Origin of the sequence: Roseibium sp. (assembly GCF_965233565.1) — a bacterium.
Classification (GTDB): Bacteria; Pseudomonadota; Alphaproteobacteria; order Rhizobiales; family Stappiaceae; genus Roseibium.
Genome location: NZ_OZ247494.1, coordinates 5,092,128 through 5,110,756 on the forward strand (window position 1 = coordinate 5,092,128; position 18,629 = coordinate 5,110,756).

Sequence of the window (18,629 nt, forward strand, 5' to 3'; positions counted from 1 at the left end):
CGCGGCACCCGCGGGCAGGGCCCGCTTTATTCAGGATATCAAATGGCCAAAGAAGAAGCTCTGGAGTTTCCGGGCGTCGTGACAGAACTGTTGCCGAATGCGACGTTCCGCGTAAAACTTGAAAATGACCACGAAATCATCGCGCACACCGCCGGGCGCATGCGCAAGAACCGGATCCGCGTCCTGGCGGGTGACAAGGTTCTGGTCGAAATGACCCCTTACGATCTCACCAAGGGTCGGATCACCTACCGCTTCAAGTAAGCGGCCTATCGGGTGACGGCTGCAAGGCGCGCAGATGAGCACTACACCACAGTTGATCCTGGCTTCCGCCTCGCCGCGGCGACTGGCTCTGTTGCAGCAGATCGGTCTCGAACCGGATCATCTCCTGCCGGCCGACATCGACGAAACGCCCAAAAAACACGAAACGCCGCGCAGCCTCGCATTGCGCTTGGCCCGGGCCAAGGCGGAAGCTGTACGCCAGACGGCGGACGCCTCCGACCAGTTGCGTGACAGCGTTGTCCTGGCCGCCGACACGGTGGTTGCAGTTGGTCGCAGGGCCTTGCCGAAGGCTGAGCTGACCGACCAGGCGCTGATGTGCCTGTCGCTTCTGTCCGGGCGCGGACACCGTGTTTTTACCGGTGTCGCCGTGGCCGAGGCCAACGGCAAGGTTCGGTCCAAGCTCGTTGAGACGCGGGTGCGCTTCAAACGGCTCTCCCGCAAGGACATGGACGACTATATTGCCTCCGGCGAATGGCGCGGCAAGGCCGGTGGGTATGCGATCCAGGGACTGGCCGGCAGCTTCGTTGTCAAGCTTGTCGGCTCCTATCCGGCTGTGGTTGGCCTGCCGCTGGTGGAAACCGCCAACCTCCTGAGCGCAGCCGGCTACCCGGTCCATCAGGGTTGGGCAACGGCGGCCGCCTGACCGGCTGGCGCGACCGCGCGGCAAGAACGGAGATACCCTTGGCAGACAGCGAGAAACCCGAACGGCGCATGCGCCCCTGTCCGATCTGTTCCAAATTGTCGACGCCGGCGGCCTATCCCTTCTGTTCCGACCGCTGCGCCAAGATCGATCTCAATCGCTGGTTTTCCGAAGGCTATACCATTCCGGTCGTGGAAACCGACGATATCGACGAAAGCAATTTTCCGGAGGAGTGAACCTGCGGAGGAGCTGATCTGTTGAACAACAGATTTGCTGGCTAACAAGACGCCTCTCAAACCGTGAACGTCGTAAGAACTCCCTGGCCAGGATGCCGGGTGAGACCCTGTCTCTGTGGCCAGATTGAGGGCGCGAAAAGCGGCTGAGTAACCACTGGTCGGGCGTCAGAGCCCCCAAAACGATCTTAAGTTCGGCGGAAATGCGCGAATTTTGGGCGCTTCTGCAAAAATATTTATCCAGCAAAATTTTTTTCAGTTTCACCCCCTCCAGCTCTTGCGGCTGTCACAAAACTGCACCAAGATCTTTCTATACCGGCGGCCCGAGCACCATCGAACCCGGTTGTGTCCATCGCAGATGACACGCCCAATTGGTGGTTGCTCCGGTCAATAACAACACCGGGAGCCGGTCTCGGGTGCGTATCCCGGGACGGCAACACCAACCTATCCAAGGGCGAGGGTCCGATGAAAAAACACATTCTGAGCGCCGCAGTGCTGTCCGTAACCACGGCGCTGTCAACGGCGGCCTATGCCGATTATTCGCTGACCGTTCTGCATTTGAACGACCTGCATTCGCGCATTGAATCGATCAACAAGTATGACAGCACCTGCAATGCCGAGTCTGAAGCGGAAGGCAAGTGTTTTGGCGGTGTTGCCCGGATCAAGTCCAAGCTGGACGAGCGGCGCGCAGCCCTGGATGGCGACGGCAAGAACGTTCTCGTGGTTGATGCGGGTGACCAGTTTCAGGGGTCGCTGTTCTACACCACCTACAAGGGCGATGCTGCTGTTGAATTCCTGAACGGCATGGACATCGACGTCATGGCCGTCGGCAACCATGAATTTGACGACGGTCCGGAAGGCCTTGCCAATTTCATCGAGAAAGCCGAATTCCCGATCCTGTCCGGCAACATCGACGTCAACGGCGAGCCAACGCTCAAGGGCAAGGTGCCTGGCGTTCTGATCGTTGAAAAAGGTGGCGAAAAAATCGGCATCGTCTCCGCGCTGGCCGAAGACACCGTCGATACGTCTTCCCCGGGTGAAGGTGTGCGTTTCATTCAGGCCGAGGACTACCTGAAAGGCGCAGTCGAGAGCCTTGAGGCGGCCGGCGTCAACAAGATCATCGCCGTGACCCACATGGGCCTGCCGCGCGACATGGAAATTGCGGCTGCCGTGCCGGGCATCGATCTGATCGTCGGTGGTCATTCCCACACGTTGCTGTCCAACACCCAGGAGCGTGCCAAGGGGCCTTATCCGGTTCTGGTCAAGAACCCGGATGGCAAGGACGTACCGATCGTTCAGGCCTATGCCTATGGCAAGTTCCTTGGCGAGATCAACGTGACCTGGGATGACGACGGCAATGTGATCAAGGCCGAAGGCGAGCCGATCCTGCTGGACGCGTCCGTGACCCCGGACGAAGAGGTTCTGGCCCGTGTTGCCGAACTGGCCGCACCGATCGAAGAGCTCAAGGCAAAGGTCATCGGCTCCTCTGAAGCCGCTATCGATGGTGATCGTGGCTCCTGCCGGTCCGGCGAGTGCCAGATGGGCAACCTTGTCGCCGACGCCATGCTCGACCGCGTCAAGGACCAGGGTGTTCAGATCGCCATCCAGAATGGCGGTGGCCTGCGTGCTTCCATCGATGGCGGCGAAGTCACCATGGGCGAAGTCCTGACGGTCCTGCCGTTCCAGAACACGCTGGCGACATTCCAGCTGAAAGGCTCGGACGTCATTGCAGCCCTTGAGAACGGTGTCTCCCAGGTCGAGGAAGGCAAGGGTCGTTTCCCGCAGGTTGCCGGTCTGAAATTCTCCTGGACCCGCAAGAAGGCTGCTAACGAAGGCCGTGTCCTCGTCGTAGAGGTCCAGGAAGACGGTGAGTGGGTGCCGATCGACGAAAACAAGACCTACGGCGTTGTCTCCAACAACTACATGCGTGGTGGCGGTGACGGCTACAAGGTTTTCGCCGAAAACGGCATGAATGCCTATGACTACGGTCCTGGCCTGGAAGTTGTCGTGGCGGACTTCATTGCTGCCCAAAACGGCTACAAGCCCTTTACTGACGGCCGGATCACCGAGCAATAAGCTCTTACACGCCAATTAAGCTTCGGGGCGCGCCGGCAACGGCGCGCCTTTTTGTTGTTAAGTGTGTCGATCTTTGAAGGCGCCTGCGGCATTGTCCTAAAGGTAAATGAATTTTAAGATATCGGCTTGTTTTGGCGCGTGCCCCGACGGCCGGCATGCGACAGATATTTCACAGGTGTGCGTACTCCGCTTTTCAGAAGCAGGAGATGAGTTTTTTGATCAGGGTCACTCATTGGGCAGGACGAGAGAGCGTGGCGTTCGTCAGGAGCGTGGTTGCTGCCATGTGCCTTGTCCTGGCAATGCCGATGATGACGAGCTCCGGCGCCTTTGCGCAGGAAATCGCTTCGGACGCAGGCGGCGCTCAGACAGCTGAAGCCCTGGCGGCACGCCAGGCGGCTCTTTTGCAGGTAATGCTGGCCTCCCCGGATGATCTCGATGCTGCATTTGAGTATGCAATGGTCTCGTCGCTGCTCGGCGACTATGAAGCGGCCATTGCCACGCTCGAGCGCATGCTGATCTACGCACCCGGATTGCCTCGGGTGCAGCTGGAGCTGGGCGTCCTTTACTTTCGGTTGGGGTCGACAGAGACCGCTCGCTTCTATTTTCAGGAGACACTCAACGCCACGAATGTGCCGCCAGAAGTGGAGGCACGTGTCCGTCTCTATCTGACCACGCTCGACAAGCAGGAAGATCCGGCAAGTTTTCGGGCTGCGGTGGTAACCGGCATACGCTATCAGAGCAACGCCAATGCGGCGCCCGGCAGCCGCCGGGTCGATCTCAACGGTGGTACGTTCCTGCTCGATGACACCGCGACGGGAACCGCCGATACCAATGCCTTTCTCGCCGGACGCGTTAAAGCCACCTACGACATCGGCACGCAGGGAGACCTGCTAGAGACCGAGTTCCTTTTCTACGGTGCCCGTTATGCGGACATCGTTCGGCTGGACACCGCGCTTGCCGAACTGACCTTCGGGCCGTCGCTTAATCTTGAACGGTTCGATATCGACGACACGCGCCTGGGCCTTTACGCGATTGCGGCCGGCATTCGTCTCAATCATGCAAACTACAACGGGGCGCTCGGCGTTGGCGCGCGCCTGGTGTCTCAGGTAACGCCGGCTGTTCTGGTGGACACCAAAATCGAATGGCGCCGCAGGTGGTACAACGACACAGCCGAGTTTCCGACAGTGTCGAACCGCGCCGGGTCCTACCTGCGTCTCGCGGCGACGGTCTCCCGGACAGTCTCGCCGACGGTCACGCTGCGTGCCCTGGTGCTTGCCGATTTCGAAGAGACCAAGGAAGCCTGGACACAAAGCTGGGAAGCCGGTGGCGGTGTCGGGGCAACGGTTCGGTTTGCCTCGCCGTTTGAACAGCTTCGACAGCCCTGGTCACTGGATCTGGAGGCCGGATTTATCTACCGCTCCTACGAAGGTCCGGATCCGTTTGTGGATCCGGCAATGGCGCAGGAAGACCGTGAAGGCTGGGTCCGCACCGGCCTGTCGGTGCCGTTCCGTCCGGATCTGGCCCTCGGAGTGACGGGGGAATTCCGCCGTCAGTATTCCAACTATGACCTGGCAACCTACTCCAACGCGTCGGCGCTTTTATCGCTGACAAAGTCCTTCTAGGAGAGACAGATGCACGTGTCCAAGCTGACAGGCCGTATGTTGCTCTCTCCAGGCTCTCTGTTTTCAATGCTGCTGTTGAGTGGTGTGGCAGTGGGCCTGCCGGCGCAAGCCAACGATGTCGGTGTCGCTGCTGCCGTAAACACGGATGCCTTCGGTACACCGCCGGGCGGGGCGCGCAGCACAAAGGTGCTGGGTGACAATGTCATTTACAATGAGCGGATCGAGACCAGCGGCACCGGACTGGTTCAGGTTCTGCTGGTCGACGGTTCGACGTTCACCGTGGGTGCCAATTCAGACCTTGTGATCGATGAATTCGTCTATGACCCGAATGCCCGCAGTGGCAAGTTGGTTGCGACCTTCGGCAAGGGTGTTGCCCGCTTCGTCGGGGGCAAGCTCAGCAAGAAGCGGGGCGGTGTCACAGTCAAAACACCTGTCGGGACGATCGGCATCCGGGGAGGGATCGCCAATCTCAACCTGACGTCCAATCCGCCCGTCTTCTCACTGATTTTCGGCAAGGACCTTACCTACACCGGTCCGGACGGCCGGACGTCCCGCATTCACAAGGCGGGTTACGCGATGGAAGTGGGGTCGGGCGGAACGCGCATCCGTCGCAGCACTGCCGCCGATTTCGGCTCCGTCCAGACGGCCCTGACCAACAGATCCCAGAATGGGGGCGCGCTGCGCAAGCCGTCCGACAGACAGATCGTCGGGTCGGGTCTGTCCGGCATCATCGCGGGATTGCAGAGCGTGACGACCTTGCCGCGCTCCAAACCGCTCACGCAAATCGCAAATGCCGTTCAGGAAAGCGTCGACACGCAGCTCCAGGTTCAGGTGTTGACCCAGGACACCACGACCCAGGATCTGAAGACCGAACAGGCGCAGTCAGGGACGACGGATCAGGCTCGGATCCTGCGCGCGGGCACGACCTTCAACGGCACGGCCGCGCTCAATCTCGCGCCGGGAACACTGGGTGTTGTCGGCGGCTCATCCGGTTTCGACCAGGTCGTCACGTTCACCCAGCAGCCTGATACGCAAACTAGTACCTACCGGTTGTGGACGGGAACAGCCGATGGGACCAACATCTATGTTTTTGATCCGGACGACACGGTAAACGAGTATTTCACGCAGTCGATCAATGCAGACGGGGATATTATCGAGGCCTACAATACCGGCTTCATCCCCGATGCGCCCTCAATTGACGGCACAATTGTCCAGAACGCACGGGGCCAGCGGATTTCGGGTGAAGGGTTCGGCTATTTTGTCCATTTCATTGCGACCCAGCCCGGCCCGGACCCGACCTTCAACTATGGCGGCACCGATTATTTCTATGGCCTTTATGGCGAAGCCACCAATTTTGACACGTTCGACAGCACAGACACTGAAAAAGTCAGGTCCTATACGCTGCACGGGGACGTTCTGACCGCCTTTCAGCTGGCATCGGTGGGCGAAACCGACACCTTGCAGGCCGCAACCTCGAATGCCCTTTTCCTGAATCCCTCCATTGCCGAGGATCTTGGGACGGGCTTCTTGTCGAATGTGAAAAGCAGCGGTCTGAAGGTTCTGGAAAGCAGTTCGGGCACGCTGGACGGCGCCCGCTACGTCGCCGCGTCGATGTATCTGTCGACGGGAGACAGCAGTCAGGCCTCCTTTGTGTCTGTCTCGCTGGGTGACATCGGCAACGAAGACGGCACTCTGGTCTTGAGTGGTGAACGTCGCGGAGGACACCGGACGGCGGCGGCAAACTCTGCGGCCCTTTATGGGGGGCAGGTGGAGAGCCTCGAGGGCGGAACCGGCGGTACGATCTTTGGAAACAATGCCAACTACATGTTGCTTGGTCCCGGCAATCTGGAGGCCGGCGGAACCTTCACTGACGGCTATGTCTCGGTGCCGAACGGGATCATCTCCACCGACCAGATGAGCGGCACAATGCATGTTGCCGAACTGTCGAGCGAGACCGAGATTTCCACGCTGGATCGTACAAGCCGGACGCTGACGGGCTATGCGGCCGGTGCCCTGGAATCCAGCTTCAACTATGGCTCGCCATTCGTCGGGCCACTGGTTTTTGGCACATCCACAGTCGGTGATTTCGAGATCAGCTTTGACGGCCAGAACGGCTCTCTTTATGCCACCATGACGCTCGACGATGTCAATGATAGCGACAGCGAGGTCAACAAGTATGCGTTTGCCTTTGGCGAACAGTCCGGTTCCGGACAGTCCGTTTTCGTTGACACGGACACATTTGCCGCCATCGAGACCACCAATGGTGCCGGGACATCCGTGACCAACAGCACCGGTGACACAATTGCGGTCAAACAGGGCACCACGCCCAGCAGCTATCTGATTTCGAGCACATTGGTGAACGACGCTGACGCGCCGCTTTTCGCCGGCAAGACCAAGTGCACCTGTGAGTTTCTGGAATGGGGCTATTGGGGTTCGAAGGTCGAGACCAGCGACAGCAGTTTCGCCGCCGATCGGTTTGACACATTCCAGATCGGGACCTGGGTGGCCGGGCAGGTGACCGGCTCCGCCGATCTGCCGAACACGGGCACGGCAACCTATGCCGGGCATGCCGTCGGCAATGTGATCAATGGCACATCGCAGTATCTGGCGGCCGGCGATTTCAGCATGTCTCTCGACTTTTCAACCCGAAACGGAACGGCAACGATCGCCAATTTCGACGACAGGACGATGAGCGCAACGGTCTCCGAACAGAGCATTGCCGACGGCAACCTGTTTTCCGGCCCGCTGTCGGGCCCATCCGGTTTGAACGGAGAGCTGCAGACGTCTGTGGTCAGCGGACCGAACGGCAACGACCAGGGTGTCATCGGTGATTTCTACGCGGTTCAGGGAACCTGGTCGGCCTCCGGCATTGTCGCCGGAGAAAAGCAATAGTGCCAAAGGGCGGCCTGTCGCTGTACGTCGGAGAAAAGGTTTGTTTTTCAGGAGGTTGAGGAGATCTCAGGTTATCAACAGCCGTGGTGGGTTTGAAATGCAAAAAACTTTGCCGGGGTGCTGGACAAGGTCAGATCCAGCCTCTATAAGGACCGGGCTTTCGGCGAAAGGGCCCGCCCCGACGCCTCGAACAGCAAGCCCAGATAGCTCAGTTGGTAGAGCAGCGGATTGAAAATCCGCGTGTCGGTGGTTCGATTCCGCCTCTGGGCACCACTCTTCTTCTTTTGAAATCTGAGAAATTCGAGCCGACAATTACTTGTTAGCGGTTATTGTACTGCGGCGCGATGCGGTTCGTTCGTGGACAAGTCAAAACGCCCTCTCCGAAGAAAGGGCGTTTCCGTAGGCTTACCTCTCGCCAAATTGCGGATCAGGCAAAGAGCTCGTCCCTGACCTCCACGGCACCAAGCTGTTCATCAAGGACCGTGAAGTTGAAGATATCGCCGTCGAAGTGATTACCGGTCCAGCCGATCTCGCCTGACGGGCTGCCCCAGCCATTGGCACCGATCATCAGGAACTCCTCGTTGCCAAGCCAGTCAGACCGGAACTCCTCGTCGCTGGCGACTTCAATGCCGTCCATGAACAGGAAGATACCGTCATCGCCGAAAGTGAAGGCAAAATCGTGTTCTGTACCGGCTTCGACAACGTCCCTGGCCTTCAGCCAGATCTCGCTGGTTTCGGTCTGGAACCGAACCTTCACTTCACCCCACTCCGTGACCCACGCCGTCAGATGACCTCCGGTGCCGTTTCCGCTCGCGTCCTTGGAGAAGAGCGCATCGTAACCGGTGATCGTGTCGGCGTTGAACGAGAAGGCTATTGTGCCCTCTGCAATTTCAAGCGCGTCCGAGTGCTGGATGGCGAGCTCGCCTTCGCGTGTGCCATCGAGTTCGATCGCACCTGCAATCGCAAACACTGGCGTGACACCTGCAGGCAGGTTCAGATCGCTCACAGACGGAATGTTTTCCGGTGGAGCGATGTCACCCCGGTCTTCACCCATCTCGATCGGCTTGAGGGCTTCCTCGAGGTCGGCAATCGACCGGACGATGCCATAGGCCGGTTTGGCCGATGTGGAGATGTCGTTCTGGGTGACGAGATCGCCATAGACCGTGATGGTTCCCAGATCATCATTGTTGTGGGCGCCGCCCCCGGAGCCCTGGTCGGAATAAAGGGCAATCACCGTGTGATCGACCACACCGTCGCCGTTCGAGTCGCCATAGGTGATGGAACGGATCTTGGTGGTGTGGCCTTCAATGACGATGCGGTCGCCTTCGTCCCGGTTGAAGTCGGTGATGACATCATTGCCGATCATGTCGACCCAGTGGTCGTGGATATTGGCGTTCTCACCGGCCACCCCGTGCCATCTGATGGAGCCGTCATCGTTGGTATGTTCCTCGATGAAGCGTTCCTTGGCATTGATGAGCGTCTGGAAGTAGAAGACATCGCCGCCCGAACCGCCGGTCAGGACATCGTCTGCCGGGATCGGCTGATCGGGATAGAGCTTGCCGTTTGTGAGCTCGTTGTAAGGATCGCCCTCATCGCGGTCCGGGTCTTCCGCAACCGGTCCCTCGCGTCCGTCGGAGCGGGAGATCAGGAGATCGTTGCCGTCCCCGCCATTGAGGATGTCCTCGCCGTGGCCACCGTCGAGCACGTCATTGCCGTCCCCACCATTGAGCTCGTCATTGCCATAACCGCCCTGCAGGACATCGTTGCCGCCATTGCCGTTGACGATATCGTCGCCAAGGCCTGCATTGATGGCGTCAGCGCCTTCGGTTCCCTCGAGGGTCTCGTCTGCGTCGGTGCCTTCCTGATAGGCCGCCCCGGTGGTCAGCTCGCCGTCATGGTTGAAGCCGTAGGCCATGGCGAGGGCCTTGGCCTCGTCGGACCCGTGATGCAGCTGCTGGAAGGCCGGCATCAGGTCGTCCTGGGCGAGGGCCTCAAGAGCGGACGCCTCGAAGCTTTCATCGACTTCACCGGCCAGGGCAGCCATGTCTTCGCCTGCAATCTGCTCGTCAAAGACCATGACGTCAGAGATGGTGCCGTCAAACTGCTGGCCAGCTGTTTGCGTGTCGGTCTTGCGCCAGGCGCCCGACGCACCAACCACCAGAGCGCGCTCATTCATGTCGATGCCCTGTTTGAACTCGGGCTCGGCAGCAACGAGTGCGCCGTTCAGGTAGACCATCAGACCGTCGTCACCGAATGTCACCGCAAGATGGTAGGTGGTGTTCGCGGCGATCTCGACATTCTGCACCTTGAGGTACTCTGACTTGTCGTCGGATTGCTGGCGGATATAGAGCTTGTTGTTGCACAGATAGGCGGTGATATGGCCGCCGTCTTCGTAGCCGCTGCCATCCTTTGAAAAGAGTGCCTGCGACCCGGTGACCTTGTCCGCATTGAAGGTGAGGGCAATCGTGCCATCAGTCAGATCAAGCGCTTCCGGATTGCCCGCCTGAAGGTAATCCCCCCAGTCGCCGGAGAACTCATTGTCGCCGGCAATGGCGAAGACAGGTGTCATGCCATCGGGCAGGGGCAGGTCGTCGACATCGGGCAGATCGGCCGGTGGAGCGATGTCTCCCCGGTCTTCCCCCATCTCGATCGGCTTGAGCGCCTCTTCCAGATCGGCAATCGAACGCACGATGCCATAGGCGGGCTTGGCCGATGTGGAGATGTCGTTCTGGGTGACGAGATCGCCATAGACGGTGATGGTGCCAAGATCATCGTTGTTGTGGGCACCGCCCCCTGATCCCTGATCGGAATAAAGGGCAATCACCGTGTGATCGACCACACCGTCGCCGTTCGAGTCGCCATAGGTGATGGAGCGGATCTTGGTGGTGTGCCCCTCGATGACGATGCGGTCGCCTTCGTCCCGGTTGAAGTCGGTGATGACATCATTGCCGATCATGTCGACCCAGTGGTCGTGGATATTGGCGTTCTCGCCGGCCACCCCGTGCCAACGGATGGAACCGTCATCGTTGGTATGTTCCTCGATGAAGCGTTCCTTGGCATTGATCAGCGTCTGGAAGTAGAAGACATCACCGCCCGAACCGCCGGTCAGGACATCGTCTGCCGGAATCGGCTGATCGGGATAGAGCTTGCCGTCGGTCAGCTCATTGTAAGGATCGCCCTCATCGCGGTCCGGGTCTTCCGCGACCGGTCCCTCGCGTCCGTCGGAGCGGGAGATCAGGAGGTCGTTGCCGTCCCCGCCATTGAGGATATCCTCGCCATGGCCGCCGTCGAGCACGTCATTGCCGTCGCCGCCATTGAGCTCGTCATTGCCATACCCGCCCTGCAGGACATCATTGCCATCGCCACCATTGACGGTGTCGTTGCCAAGGCCTGCATTGATGGCGTCAGCGCCTTCGGTTCCCTCGATGGTCTCGCCTGCATCCGTGCCTTCCTGATAGGCGGCACCAGTTGTGAGCTCACCGTCATGGTTGAAGCCGAAAGCCATCGCGAGGGCCTTGGCCTCGTCGGACCCGTGATGCAGCTGCTGGAAGGCCGGCATCAGGTCGTCCTGGGCGAGGGCCTCAAGAGCGGACGCCTCGAAGCTTTCATCGACTTCACCGGCAAGGGCAGCCATGTCTTCGCCTGCAATCTGCTCGTCAAAGACCATGACGTCAGAGATGGTGCCGTCAAACTGCTGGCCAGCTGTTTGCGTGTCGGTCTTGCGCCAGGCGCCCGACGCACCAACCACCAGAGCGCGCTCATTCATGTCGATGCCCTGTTTGAACTCGGGCTCGGCAGCAACGAGTGCGCCGTTCAGGTAGACCATCAGACCGTCGTCACCGAATGTCACCGCAAGATGGTAGGTGGTGTTCGCGGCGATCTCGACATTCTGCACCTTGAGGTACTCTGACTTGTCGTCGGATTGCTGGCGGATATAGAGCTTGTTGTTGCACAGATAGGCGGTGATATGGCCGCCATCTTCGTAGCCGCTGCCATCCTTGGAGAAGAGTGCCTGCGAGCCGGTGACCTTGTCCGCATTGAAGGTGAGGGCAATCGTGCCATCAGTCAGATCAAGCGCATCCGGATTACCCGCCTGAAGGTAATCCCCCCAGTCGCCGGAGAACTCGTTGTCACCGGCAATGGCAAAGACGGGTGTCATGCCTTCGGGGAGGGGAAGGTCGTCGACATCGGGCAGATCGGCCGGTGGAGCGATGTCTCCCCGGTCTTCCCCCATCTCGATCGGCTTGAGCGCCTCTTCCAGATCGGCGATGGACCGAACGATGCCATAGGCCGGTTTTGCGGATGTAGAGATATCGTTCTGTGTGACGAGATCGCCATAGACCGTGATGGTGCCAAGATCATCGTTGTTGTGGGCACCGCCCCCTGATCCCTGATCGGAATAAAGGGCAATCACCGTGTGATCGACCACACCGTCGCCGTTCGAGTCGCCATAGGTGATGGAGCGGATCTTGGTGGTGTGCCCCTCGATGACGATGCGGTCGCCTTCGTCCCGGTTGAAGTCGGTGATGACATCATTGCCGATCATGTCGACCCAGTGGTCGTGGATATTGGCGTTCTCGCCGGCCACCCCGTGCCAACGGATGGAACCGTCATCGTTGGTATGTTCCTCGATGAAGCGTTCCTTGGCATTGATCAGCGTCTGGAAGTAGAAGACATCACCGCCCGAACCGCCGGTCAGGACATCGTCTGCCGGAATCGGCTGATCGGGATAGAGCTTGCCGTCGGTCAGCTCATTGTAAGGATCGCCCTCATCGCGGTCCGGGTCTTCCGCGACCGGTCCCTCGCGTCCGTCGGAGCGGGAGATCAGGAGGTCGTTGCCGTCCCCGCCATTGAGGATATCCTCGCCATGGCCGCCGTCGAGCACGTCATTGCCGTCGCCGCCATTGAGCTCGTCATTGCCATACCCGCCCTGCAGGACATCATTGCCATCGCCACCATTGACGGTGTCGTTGCCAAGGCCTGCATTGATGGCGTCAGCGCCTTCGGTTCCCTCGATGGTCTCGCCTGCATCCGTGCCTTCCTGATAGGCGGCACCAGTTGTGAGCTCACCGTCATGGTTGAAGCCGAAAGCCATCGCGAGGGCCTTGGCCTCGTCGGACCCGTGATGCAGCTGCTGGAAGGCCGGCATCAGGTCGTCCTGGGCGAGGGCCTCAAGAGCGGACGCCTCGAAGCTTTCATCGACTTCACCGGCAAGGGCAGCCATGTCTTCGCCTGCAATCTGCTCGTCAAAGACCATGACGTCAGAGATGGTGCCGTCAAACTGCTGGCCAGCTGTTTGCGTGTCGGTCTTGCGCCAGGCGCCCGACGCACCAACCACCAGAGCGCGCTCATTCATGTCGATGCCCTGTTTGAACTCGGGCTCGGCAGCAACGAGTGCGCCGTTCAGGTAGACCATCAGACCGTCGTCACCGAATGTCACCGCAAGATGGTAGGTGGTGTTCGCGGCGATCTCGACATTCTGCACCTTGAGGTACTCTGACTTGTCGTCGGATTGCTGGCGGATATAGAGCTTGTTGTTGCACAGATAGGCGGTGATATGGCCGCCATCTTCGTAGCCGCTGCCATCCTTGGAGAAGAGTGCCTGCGAGCCGGTGACCTTGTCCGCATTGAAGGTGAGGGCAATCGTGCCATCAGTCAGGTCAAGCGCTTCCGGATTGCCCGCCTGAAGGTAATCCCCCCAGTCGCCGGAGAACTCGTTGTCACCGGCAATGGCAAAGACCGGCGTCATGCCATCGGGCAGGGGCAGATCATCGACATCGGGCAGATCAGCCGGTGGAGCGATGTCTCCCCGGTCTTCCCCCAACTCGATCGGCTTGAGCGCCTCTTCCAGATCGGCGATGGACCGAACGATGCCATAGGCCGGTTTTGCGGATGTAGAGATATCGTTCTGTGTGACGAGATCGCCATAGACCGTGATGGTGCCAAGATCATCGTTGTTGTGGGCACCGCCCCCTGATCCCTGATCGGAGTAAAGGGCAATCACCGTGTGATCGACCACACCGTCGCCGTTCGAGTCGCCGTAGGTGATGGAACGGATCTTGGTTGTGTGTCCCTCGATGACGATGCGGTCGCCTTCTTCGCGGTTGAAGTCGGTGATGACATCATTGCCGATCATGTCGACCCAGTGGTCGTGGATGTTGGCGTTCTCGCCGGCCACCCCGTGCCAACGGATGGAGCCGTCATCGTTGGTATGTTCCTCGATGAAGCGTTCCTTGGCATTGATCAGGGTCTGGAAGTAGAAGACGTCGCCGCCCGAGCCACCGGTCAGGACATCGTCTGCCGGGATCGGCTGATCGGGATAGAGCTTGCCGTTTGTGAGCTCATTGTAAGGATCGCCCTCATCGCGGTCCGGGTCTTCCGCGACCGGTCCCTCGCGTCCGTCGGAGCGGGAGATCAGCAGATCGTTGCCGTCCCCGCCATTGAGGATATCCTCGCCATGGCCGCCATCGAGCACGTCATTGCCGTCCCCGCCATTGAGCTCGTCATTGCCATACCCGCCCTGCAGGACATCGTTGCCGCCATTGCCGTTGACGATGTCATCGCCGAGCCCGGCATTGATGGCGTCTGAGTCTTCACCGCCGTTGAGGGTCTCGTCGGCGTCGGTGCCTTCCTGATAGGCCGCCCCGGTGGTGAGTTCGCCGTCATGGTTGAAGCCGTAGGCCATCGCGAGGGCCTTGGCCTCGTCAGAGCCATGATGCAGCTGCTGGAAGGCCGGCATCAGGTCGTCCTGGGCGAGGGCCTCCAGGGCAGCCGTTGCAAAGGCCGGATCGACTTCGCCAGCCAGCGCGGCCATGTCTTCGCCTGCAATCTGCTCGTCAAAGACCATGACGTCAGAGATGGTGCCATCGAACTGCTGGGCGGCGGTGTGGGCATCATCGGAGCGCCAGGCGCCGGACGCGCCGACCACCAGGGACCGCTCGTTCATGTCCAGGCCCTGCTTGAACTCCGGCTCTGCCGCCACCAGTTCCCCGTTCAGGTAAACCATCAGGCCATCTTCACCGAAGGTGACGGCGAGGTGGTAGTCGGTGTTCTCCGTGAGCAGCAGGTCATTGACCTTCAGGTATTCGGTCTTGCTGTCGGACTGCTGACGAACGAGCAGGCGTCCGTTCTGGACCCAGACGGTCAAGTGACCGCCATCGTCATAGCCGGAGCCGTCCTTGGAGAAGAGGGCGCGGGTTCCTTCCACGGTATCGGCATTGAAGGTGAGGGCGATGGTGCCATTGGCAAGGTCGAGGCTGTCCGGGTTACCGGCATCAAGATACTCGCCTTTCCCTCCAGAGAACTCATTGTCGCCGGCGATGGCAAAGACGGGTGCCATGCCTTCGGGGAGCGGAAGGTCGTCCACATCCGGCAAATCAGGAAGTGGCGGTGCGTCGGTGCGTTCCTCGCCCATCTCGATAGGCCTGAGCGCCTCTTCGAGATCCGCGATGGACCTGACGATGCCATAGGCTGGCTTGGCCGATGTAGAGATATCGTTCTGGGTGACGAGATCGCCATAGACCGTGATGGTTCCCAGATCATCATTGTTGTGGGCACCGCCCCCGGAGCCCTGGTCGGAGTAAAGGGCAATCACGGTGTGATCGACCACGCCGTCGCCGTTCGAGTCGCCATAGGTGATGGAACGGATCTTGGTGGTGTGGCCTTCGATGACGATGCGGTCGCCTTCGTCCCGGTTGAAGTCGGTGATGACATCATTGCCGATCATGTCGACCCAGTGGTCGTGGATGTTGGCGTTCTCGCCTGCCACCCCGTGCCAGCGGATGGAGCCGTCATCGTTGGTGTGTTCCTCGATGAAGCGTTCCTTGGCGTTGATCAGCGTCTGGAAGTAGAAGACATCGCCCCCCGAACCGCCGGTCAGGACATCGTCTGCCGGGATCGGCTGATCCGGATAGAGCTTGCCGTTTGTGAGCTCATTGTAAGGATCGCCCTCATCGCGGTCCGGGTCTTCCGCGACCGGTCCCTCGCGTCCGTCGGAGCGGGAGATCAGGAGATCGTTGCCGTCCCCGCCATTGAGGATATCCTCGCCATGGCCGCCATCGAGCACGTCATTGCCGTCCCCGCCATTGAGCTCGTCATTGCCATAACCGCCCTGCAGGACGTCGTTGCCGCCATTGCCGTTGACGATGTCGTCGCCGAGGCCGGCATTGATGGCGTCGGCGTCTTCGGTTCCCTCGAGGGTCTCTCCGGCATCGGTGCCTTCCTGATAGGCGGCACCGGTGGTCAGCTCACCGTCATGGTTGAAGCCGAAAGCCATCGCGAGGGCCTTGGCTTCGTCAGAACCATGATGCAGCTGCTGGAAGGCCGGCATCAGGTCGTCCTGGGCCAGGGCGGCGAGGGCAGCCGTTGCAAAGGCCGGATCGACTTCGCCAGCCAGCGCGGCCATGTCTTCGCCTGCAATCTGCTCGTCGAAGACCATGACATCGGAGATGGTGCCGTCGAACTGTTGGGCGGCGGTGTGGGCATCATCGGAGCGCCAGGCGCCGGACGCGCCGACCACCAGGGACCGCTCGTTCATGTCCAGGCCCTGCTTGAACTCCGGCTCTGCCGCCACCAGTTCCCCGTTCAGGTAAACCATCAGACCATCTTCACCGAAGGTGACGGCGAGGTGGTAGTCGGTGTTCTCCGTGAGCAGCAGGTCATTGACCTTCAGGTATTCGGTCTTGCTGTCGGACTGCTGACGAACGAGCAGGCGTCCGTTCTGGACCCAGACGGTCAAGTGACCGCCATCGTCATATCCGGATCCGTCCTTGGAGAAGAGGGCGCGGGTTCCTTCCACGGTATCTGCGTTAAAGGTCAGCGCGATGGTACCATCGGCCAGATCCAGGCTGTCCGGATTGCCTGCCTCCAGGTAGTCCCCGCGTTCACCAGAGAACTCATTGTCGCCTGCGATGGCAAAGACGGATGTCATGCCTTCGGGGAGGGGAAGGTCGTCCACATCCGGCAAATCAGGAAGTGGCGGTGCGTCGGTGCGTTCCTCGCCCATCTCGATCGGCTTTAGCGCCTCTTCCAGATCGGCGATGGACCGAACGATGCCATAGGCCGGTTTGGCCGATGTGGAGATGTCGTTCTGGGTGACGAGATCGCCATAGACCGTGATGGTGCCGAGATCGTCATTGTTGTGGGCACCGCCCCCTGATCCCTGATCGGAGTAGAGGGCAATCACCGTGTGATCGACCACACCGTCGCCATTAGAGTCGCCATAGGTGATGGAGCGGATCTTGGTGGTGTGGCCCTCAATGACGATGCGGTCGCCTTCGTCCCGGTTGAAGTCGGTGATGACATCATTGCCGATCATGTCGACCCAGTGGTCGTGGATGTTGGCGTTCTCGCCTGCCACCCCGTGCCAGCGGATGGAGCCGTCATCGTTGGTGTGTTCCTCGATGAAGCGTTCCTTGGCGTTGATCAGCGTCTGGAAGTAGAAGACATCGCCCCCCGAACCGCCGGTCAGGACATCGTCTGCCGGGATCGGCTGATCCGGATAGAGCTTGCCGTTTGTGAGCTCATTGTAAGGATCGCCCTCATCGCGGTCCGGGTCTTCCGCGACCGGTCCCTCGCGTCCGTCGGAGCGGGAGATAAGCAGATCGTTGCCGTCCCCGCCATTGAGGATATCCTCGCCATGGCCGCCATCGAGCACGTCATTGCCGTCGCCGCCATTGAGCTCGTCATTGCCATAACCGCCCTGCAGGACGTCGTTGCCGCCATTGCCGTTGACGATGTCGTCGCCGAGGCCGGCATTGATGGCGTCGGCCTCGTCCGTGCCATTGAGGGTCTCGTCGGCATCGGTGCCTTCCTGATAGGCGGCACCTGTTGTCAGCTCGCCGTCATGGTTGAAGCCATAGGCCATGGCGAGGGCCTTGGCCTCGTCGGACCCGTGATGCAGCTGCTGGAAGGCCGGCATCAGGTCGTCCTGGGCGAGGGCGGTCAAAGCGGCATCTTCGAAGGAAGCATCGACTTCGCCTGCGAGGGCGGCCATGTCTTCACCTGCAATCTGCTCGTCGAAGACCATGACATCGGAGATGGTGCCGTCGAACTGCTGGGCGGCGGTGTGGCTGTCGCTGGACCGCCAGGCCCCGGAGGCGCCGACCAGGAAGGCGCGCTCGTTCATGTCGATACCCTGCTTGAACTCAGGCTCGGCGGCCACCAGCTGGCCGTTGACATAGACCATCAGGCCGTTTTCGCCGAAGGTCACCGCAAGATGATAGTCGGTGTTGGCCGTCAGATAGAGGTCCGGAACCTTCAGGTACTCTGTGCTGTCGTCCGATTGCTGCCGGACGAGCAGGCGGCCGTTCTGGACCCAAACGGTCAGGTGACCGCCATTGTCATAGCCGGAGCCGTCCTTCGAGAAGAGGGCACGCGTTCCGTCCACCGTGTCTGCATTGAAGGTAAGCGCCACGGCGCCGTTGGTCAGGTCAAGCGCATCGGGATTGCCCGCATCGAGATAATCGCCTTTCTCGCCGGAAAATTCAGTATCGCCTTCAATGGAAAAGACAGGAGAAAGGGTGCTGGGCGCAGCAGTCGAATGCATGATTTTGACCTCCCGCAAGGTAAAAGAAACCTCTACGCCGGCTTGCCCACGGCGTTAAAAAGTATGGTGCCCAAGTGATTAATTTCAGTGGTGTGTTGTTATGGGCTTAATGTATTCGCCTCAATTTGGCGAAAAATCTGATCAAATAAGGCGAAAAAGCAACAATAATTAGATGATATTTGGATGATAATATTTTATGTAAAATTGTATTGAATGGTTTAATAGTGAAGTCTTTGTTTATAATGATTTTTTTGATTTGCCGTGTTTGCGTTTTTGGTGTTTGTCGGGTCTAAATCATCTTTAAAAGTACTACATTGGCGGGTGGTGCGGTTGTATTGTCT

7 protein-coding genes and 1 tRNA gene are annotated in these 18,629 nt (G+C 59.7%); 7 read left to right on the top strand and 1 reads right to left on the bottom strand.

From position 1 onward, the window contains the following. Positions 1-42: 42 nt before the first annotated feature. From infA to ACO6TG_RS23260, 7 genes are all read left to right on the top strand, one after another. Positions 43-261: a translation initiation factor IF-1 gene (gene infA, locus ACO6TG_RS23230; protein WP_006939340.1), complete on the top strand. Its 219-nt coding sequence runs from the start codon at positions 43-45 to the stop codon at positions 259-261. A gap of 34 nt (positions 262-295) precedes the next feature. Continuing rightward, positions 296-922, top strand: a complete 627-nt coding sequence (locus tag ACO6TG_RS23235) for a Maf-like protein (RefSeq protein WP_422375365.1) — start codon at positions 296-298, stop codon at positions 920-922. A gap of 38 nt (positions 923-960) precedes the next feature. Next, complete coding sequence (yacG, locus tag ACO6TG_RS23240) at positions 961-1,155, top strand: DNA gyrase inhibitor YacG (protein WP_157739121.1); 195 nt, start codon at positions 961-963, stop codon at positions 1,153-1,155. Positions 1,156-1,617: 462 nt separating this feature from the next. Next, complete coding sequence (locus tag ACO6TG_RS23245) at positions 1,618-3,228, top strand: bifunctional metallophosphatase/5'-nucleotidase (protein WP_422375366.1); 1,611 nt, start codon at positions 1,618-1,620, stop codon at positions 3,226-3,228. Between the two features lie 206 nt (positions 3,229-3,434). Further along, positions 3,435-4,850: a tetratricopeptide repeat protein gene (locus ACO6TG_RS23250; RefSeq protein ID WP_422375367.1), complete on the top strand. Its 1,416-nt coding sequence runs from the start codon at positions 3,435-3,437 to the stop codon at positions 4,848-4,850. 9 nt (positions 4,851-4,859) lie between these two features. After that, positions 4,860-7,742, top strand: a complete 2,883-nt coding sequence (locus ACO6TG_RS23255; protein ID WP_422375368.1) for a FecR domain-containing protein — start codon at positions 4,860-4,862, stop codon at positions 7,740-7,742. 197 nt (positions 7,743-7,939) lie between these two features. Then, positions 7,940-8,015 (top strand) — tRNA-Phe (locus tag ACO6TG_RS23260). A gap of 154 nt (positions 8,016-8,169) precedes the next feature. Here the strand turns inward: ACO6TG_RS23260 and ACO6TG_RS23265 are convergent. Beyond that, on the bottom strand, positions 8,170-18,288 hold the full coding sequence (locus ACO6TG_RS23265; RefSeq protein ID WP_422375369.1) for a LamG-like jellyroll fold domain-containing protein: 10,119 nt from the start codon (positions 18,286-18,288) through the stop codon (positions 8,170-8,172). Positions 18,289-18,629: the final 341 nt, after the last annotated feature.

Coding starts and splice junctions, on each gene's coding strand:
- infA (WP_006939340.1), top strand. CDS start 43: ATGGCCAAAGAAGAAGCTCTGGAGTTTCCGGGCGTCGTGACAGAACTG.
- ACO6TG_RS23250 (WP_422375367.1), top strand. CDS start 3,435: ATGAGTTTTTTGATCAGGGTCACTCATTGGGCAGGACGAGAGAGCGTG.
- ACO6TG_RS23235 (WP_422375365.1), top strand. CDS start 296: ATGAGCACTACACCACAGTTGATCCTGGCTTCCGCCTCGCCGCGGCGA.
- ACO6TG_RS23245 (WP_422375366.1), top strand. CDS start 1,618: ATGAAAAAACACATTCTGAGCGCCGCAGTGCTGTCCGTAACCACGGCG.
- ACO6TG_RS23265 (WP_422375369.1), bottom strand. CDS start 18,288: ATGCATTCGACTGCTGCGCCCAGCACCCTTTCTCCTGTCTTTTCCATT.
- ACO6TG_RS23255 (WP_422375368.1), top strand. CDS start 4,860: ATGCACGTGTCCAAGCTGACAGGCCGTATGTTGCTCTCTCCAGGCTCT.